The sequence below is a fragment of the Zooshikella ganghwensis DSM 15267 genome, assembly GCF_000428585.1.
Classification (GTDB): Bacteria; Pseudomonadota; Gammaproteobacteria; order Pseudomonadales; family Zooshikellaceae; genus Zooshikella; species Zooshikella ganghwensis.
Map to the genome: position 1 here is coordinate 1 of NZ_AUAF01000322.1, position 2,077 is coordinate 2,077.

The following is a 2,077-nucleotide window of genomic DNA, read 5'->3' on the forward strand; positions in this document are numbered from 1 at the left end:
AGTAACACACTAACCGCTTCCAGATGCCACAGGTTTGGAACCACGGCAGCCTTTTCCACCATCGTCTCAAGCACACTGATTGCGTACTCTTGGTCAGTGACTTTGGCTGTTTGTAGAAGCCAGCGCATGGCGACTGAGTTATCTAAGACAAAATCACTCACTACTTACGACCATCCATTTTCAGTTCATCTAAGACCTCATCCGACACCACATGTTGTTTCATTTTCTTGATATTGGAGATGGCGTTTTTCACCTTCTGTTTCTGATGATTAGCAGGCACCAAATCGGCAATGACTTTACCCCGGTTGGTTATAGTGAAGGATTCACCAGACTCTACCCGGCGCAATAACTCTGGGAGCTTAGATTTTGCTTCATACGAACCAATTTCGTTACGCATACTATTACTCTCCTTAACATATGAACCAGTCTATTAAACTGGTCTATATATGTCAAGTTAAGCCATTATGCAAGCTAGAGGCTTGACAGCGCCTTGCATCTGCTCGAACTGTTTGAACATGAGGAGTAGCAAAAAATGAGAGGTTATGGCCTATTTTTATCAACTCAAGCGCTAGAGATTGCAGCCCAAGAAACCAAGCTTGGTCACTAGCCTGATACAGGAGGGATTAGCGGTCCATTTAGGGTACACCTATAGTGTACTAACTAGAGAGTGATTGTTTTTTAAGCATTTATTAGGGGAAGGGACTATTGCTGGTTAAAAAACACACAATATTAATCTAAATATAATAATTAACTATTAATATTTGACGATAGTTAATTTTTCTTGGGAGAAAACAAAATGGGTTATATAGGCGGTTCAGCTAACAACCAAGCAAGTCAAGCAACCCAGAACGTTGACTCTAGACAAAAAGTGACATTCTATAAAACATATGTTAGTACGGCTGAATTATTATTAAACGACTGTGAAAGTCAACCTGAAGAGAGTATTTATGGAATAATCGCTTCAATTATTACTCTTAATATACAAGCTTTAGAAGCTTATGCTAATCATAAGTTAAAAGAATTAGTTGATCAAAATAAAATACCGAAAGATAAATACGAAAATTATATTTCGAAAATGCTTCTTGATAAGTTTAACCATTTATATGATTTTTTTGAAAAAACCTTTTATCAAGGTAAAGAGCCTATTCAAAGTGTTAGTGCACTTATTCAGCTAAGAAATCGCTTAGTTCACTTTCTTCCAGAATGGAGTGATGAAGATGGTAAAAACAATAAAGTATTACGCAATTTACAAGGCAAATTTAATTTTAATGATAAAGAATTATTTCCAAGAAATGTATTAGTAAAAGAGTGTGCTTATTGGTCAAATAATTCAGTAAAAGAATTTTTAACAGTATGTGATTCTGACTTAACAATGAAGAGGACTGAAGACAACCGGAATGGTAAAGTTGTCTGATATATTAAGTTTGTAGACTATCAAATTGACAGTGTAAATCATCTCTGTGATGTACTAAAATTAAGAGAGTTCCAAACTTAATGTACAGTTTCATTTTATACTACTGGCTTCAGCCATCTTTTACTCAATATATGTAGTATAATTATCCCATGCATATTTCCACTCAGTCCATTTATTAATAAGCATTTCTAATAATTCGGTTTTCTCATCATCTCTGTCTCCATCAAACCATCTATCAACCAAAATACTTCTAAAGGAATCGCTTGCAAGACAAGGGGTTGATGAACCATCTAGGTAGTTATTAATATACGCTACTTTAAAAAGTTTAAACCAATCACCTTTATATGGTTCTTGGTCTATATAGCCTCGCGTGCCATGTTGATTTATATGTTGTCTTAAATATTCAACTGCTTCTTGGATTATTTTTTCTTGATTCATATTAACCCCTCAATTTAGCAAGAGTAGGGATATGTCATATTTTGATATAACATATATTTTTAAAGTTTAGCGCACATTACCATTTGATCGAGTTAAACCCCAGTCCTTATTCAGGGGTTGTATAGTCCATTTAGGGTATACCTAAAATGGACTACCTATAAGCCAGTACACTAAATAGCAAGATACTATGTATAATGGACCACTATATGTGTACCAATGTAAAAC

3 protein-coding genes are annotated in these 2,077 nt (G+C 34.9%); 1 reads left to right on the forward strand and 2 read right to left on the reverse strand.

Translation table 11 applies throughout. The features are described from left to right. Positions 1-160: 160 nt before the first annotated feature. Positions 161-397: a type II toxin-antitoxin system Phd/YefM family antitoxin gene (locus F607_RS0126515; RefSeq protein WP_027710403.1), complete on the reverse strand. Its 237-nt coding sequence runs from the start codon at positions 395-397 to the stop codon at positions 161-163. Positions 398-796: 399 nt separating this feature from the next. Between F607_RS0126515 and F607_RS0126520 the strand changes: the two genes are divergently transcribed. Then, the gene (locus F607_RS0126520) at positions 797-1,414 is read left to right on the forward strand and encodes a hypothetical protein (RefSeq protein ID WP_027710404.1); all 618 of its coding nucleotides are present in this window, start codon (positions 797-799) and stop codon (positions 1,412-1,414) included. Positions 1,415-1,534: 120 nt separating this feature from the next. Here the strand turns inward: F607_RS0126520 and F607_RS0126525 are convergent, their stop codons facing one another. Next, positions 1,535-1,852, reverse strand: a complete 318-nt coding sequence (locus tag F607_RS0126525) for a hypothetical protein (protein ID WP_027710405.1) — start codon at positions 1,850-1,852, stop codon at positions 1,535-1,537. Positions 1,853-2,077 lie beyond the last annotated feature (225 nt).